General features: G+C 69.4%; 2 protein-coding genes. Both read right to left on the reverse strand.

What is annotated here, in order from left to right:
• Positions 1–292: 292 nt before the first annotated feature.
• On the reverse strand, positions 293–1,720 hold the full coding sequence (gene pyk, locus M0P34_RS14545) for a pyruvate kinase (protein ID WP_291500404.1): 1,428 nt from the start codon (positions 1,718–1,720) through the stop codon (positions 293–295).
• Positions 1,721–1,871: 151 nt separating this feature from the next.
• Positions 1,872–2,840, reverse strand: coding sequence for a UDP-glucuronic acid decarboxylase family protein (locus M0P34_RS14550; RefSeq protein ID WP_291500406.1), 969 nt, complete (start codon positions 2,838–2,840; stop codon positions 1,872–1,874).
• Positions 2,841–3,266: the final 426 nt, after the last annotated feature.

The following is a 3,266-nucleotide window of genomic DNA, read 5'->3' on the forward strand; positions in this document are numbered from 1 at the left end:
CGCCCCGGCCTCACGCCCCGGCCTCACGCCCCGGCCTCACGCCCCGGCCTCACGCCCCGGCCTCACGCCCCGCGGTCGCGCGGCGCTTCGCCGCGCGACCGCGGGGCGCAATGCGGGGTCGAGGGGGCGTTGCCCCCTCGCGGGGGTCCAGGGGGCGGCGCCCCCTGGCGGGGTCCGGGGCGGCGCCCCGGCGGTTCCGGCGCCCCGGCGGTTCCGGCGCGGTCCCGGGGCGACAGAAAACCGCCGGGCCCTGGGGCGGGTCCGGCGGTTTCGGGGTGTTGCTGGCGGGCGGTTATTTACGGAAGAGGCGGATGGTGTTGGTCTGGGTGCTGGTCTGTCCTGGGGGTTCGGGGCGTCCGGAGGTGATGACCACGCTATCGCCGGAGTCGAATTCCTTGGAGTTCTTGACGAATTCGATGGCGCGGCGCGTATGGTCCTCGATATCGGCGGCGACGAGTCGGGGCTTGACGCTCCAGAAGAAGTTGAGCCAGCGGATGACGCGGGGGTCGGTGGTCAGGCCGTAGATGGTCTGGGCGGGCCTGCGGCTGGAGAGCTGGCGGGCGGTGGTGCCGCTGGAGGAGTGGGCCACCAGTGCGCGGCTGCCGTCGTGTCCGGCGATGAGGCAGGCGGAGTAGGCCATGTATTTGACGATATCCTGCTTCTTGCTGGGCCGGTAGGGTTCGCCCAGGCGTTCGAGGTAGTATTCCTCGGAGCTGGCGGCGATGCCTTCGATGAAGCGGCAGGTTTCGACCGGGTAGGAGCCGATGGCGGTTTCCTCGGAGAGCATGACGCAGTCGGCGCCGTCGAGGACGGCGTTGGCCACGTCGGCGGCCTCGGCGCGGGTGGGCACGGGGTTTTTGACCATGGAGAGCATCATCTGCGTGGCGACGATGACGGCCTTCTGGGCGTGCCTGCATGCGCGGATGATGCGTTTCTGGATGACGGGCAGGGTCATGAGGGAGCATTCCACGCCCAGGTCGCCGCGCGCGACCATGACCACGTCTGCGGCGTCGACGATGGCTTCGATGTTGTCCAGGGCGCGTTTGCGTTCGAGCTTGGCGACCACGGGCACCCAGCGGCCCTGTTCGCGGATGAGGTCCTTGGCCTGCTGCACGTCCTCGGGGGTTTGGACGAAGGAGAGCGCGACGGCGTCCACGCCGATGTCCAGGGCCTCGCGCAGGTCCTTGCGGTCCTTGTCGGTGAGGGCGGGCATGGGGTGGATCTTGTCGGGGAAGGCGATGCCCTTGTTGGAGGTCAGGATGCCGCCGTTTTGGGCCTGCATCTCGCAGAGGCGGTCGGCCTTGAGCACGCGGGTGACGCGGAACTGGAGCATGCCGTCGGAGAGGTAGACGGGGTCGCCCACGGCGATGTCGTGCAAGAGGGCGGGCACATCGAGACTGATGAAGACCTTGTCGTGGTCGGCGGCCTGTCGTTCGTCGGGCAGGCCGAGGTAGGCGAACTGGCCCTTGTCCACCGTGAGCGGCGAGCCTTCGACCTGTCCGATGCGGGTTTTGGGTCCGCACAGGTCGGCCATGACGGTGAGGGGCAGGTTCATTTCTGTTTCGAGTTCGCGGATGGCGGCGACCACGGGCCGGAAGTAGGCGGCGTCGGCGTGGGAGAAGTTGAGGCGCAGGATGCGGACGCCGTGGCTGACCATGCCACGCATGATCTCCTTGTCCATGGAGGCCGGACCCAGTGTGGCGATGATCTTGGTGCGCATGGAGCCCTCCCGGGGTAATGGTTCCGCCGCGGCGAACGGCGGTTCTGCCGCGTCAGCTGCGGTTGTACCACACCCGGGGGCGGTGTCCAACCATACCCGCGGGGCGCGCCCCGGCGCTGGGGGGCGCGGGGGGGGGGCGGAGGGGCGGCGGCTAGGGGTGCGCGTCCATGTCGCGCAGCAGGCCGTCGAAGTAGTCCACGGTTTTCGCGAGGCCTTCGCGCAGGGGCACGACGGGCTGCCAGCCCGCCACCTCGCGGGCCAGGGCGATGTCGGGCCTGCGCTGGCGGGGGTCGTCTCCGGGCAGGGGCCGGAACTGGATCTCTGCGGGGCCGCCGACGATCTCGCGCACCAGTTCGGCCAGCTGGAGGATGGTGAATTCGCCGGGGTTGCCGAGGTTCATGGGCCCGGGAAAGTCGTCGGGGGTGTGGTTCATGAGCCGCAGGAAGCCTTCGATCATGTCGTCGACGTAGCAGAAGGAGCGGGTCTGGGAGCCGTCGCCGTAGACGGTCAGCGGCGCGCCGCGCAGGGCCTGGACCACGAAGTTGGAGACCACGCGGCCGTCGTTGGGGTGCATGCGCGGGCCGTAGGTATTGAAGATGCGCGCGACCTTGATGCGCAGGCCGTGCTGGCGGCGGTAGTCGAAGAACAGGGTCTCGGCGCAGCGCTTGCCCTCGTCGTAGCAGGAGCGTTCGCCGATGGGGTTCACGCGGCCCCAGTATGCCTCGGGCTGGGGGTGGATTTCGGGGTCGCCGTAGACCTCGCTGGTGGATGCCTGGAAAATCCTGGCCCGCAGGCGTTTGGCCAGCCCGAGCATGTTGATGGCGCCGTGGATGGAGGTCTTGGTGGTCTGCACGGGGTCGTGCCGGTAGTGTACGGGCGACGCCGGGCAGGCGAGGTTGTAGATCTCGTCCACCTCGACATAGAGCGGGAAGGTCACGTCGTGGCGCTTGAGCTCGAAGTAGGGGTTGTCCAGCAGGTGCTTGATGTTGCGCTTGGTGCCGGTGAAGAAGTTGTCCACGCAGAGCACGTCGCAGCCGTCTGCGAGCAGCCGCTCGCACAGGAACGACCCCAGGAACCCGGACCCGCCGGTGACCAGAACGCGTTTTTTGATATGGCGCATGGGCCTCCCCTGTTGGCGCTGGCTGGCGCGGCGCCGGGAATCCGGCGCGCGGGTGGGAGTATGCAATCCCCGCACCAGGGGCGCAAGGCCGGGGTGCGCGGGCGGCAGGGCCGGAGGGAACCCCGGCGGGGGGCGCCGCCCCCGGTTGCCGATCATGTCATTGCGGCCTGGGCCTGGCCTCCCTGCGCGCGCGGGGCCGCGCTGACCACCGTCCCAGTTGTGAGCGAAGTTCAGCTGGCCTCCCTGCGCGCGTGGGGCCGCGCTGCGCCGTGTGGTCGCCCCCGCGTTCGCCGCCTGGCCTCCCTGCGCGCGCGGGGCCGCGGCCCGCGCCCAGTTTGTCCTTGACAGCTCCAGCCCGGGGGTATAATCGATTCCATCGTTGTGGCCGTCGGTCACTTTTTGACCAGCGGTCACAATCCGGGACAG

This window comes from Desulfocurvus sp., from assembly GCF_023230885.1.
Taxonomy (GTDB): Bacteria; Desulfobacterota; Desulfovibrionia; order Desulfovibrionales; family Desulfovibrionaceae; genus Desulfocurvus.

Coding starts and splice junctions, on each gene's coding strand:
- pyk (WP_291500404.1), bottom strand. CDS start 1,720: ATGCGCACCAAGATCATCGCCACACTGGGTCCGGCCTCCATGGACAAG.
- M0P34_RS14550 (WP_291500406.1), bottom strand. CDS start 2,840: ATGCGCCATATCAAAAAACGCGTTCTGGTCACCGGCGGGTCCGGGTTC.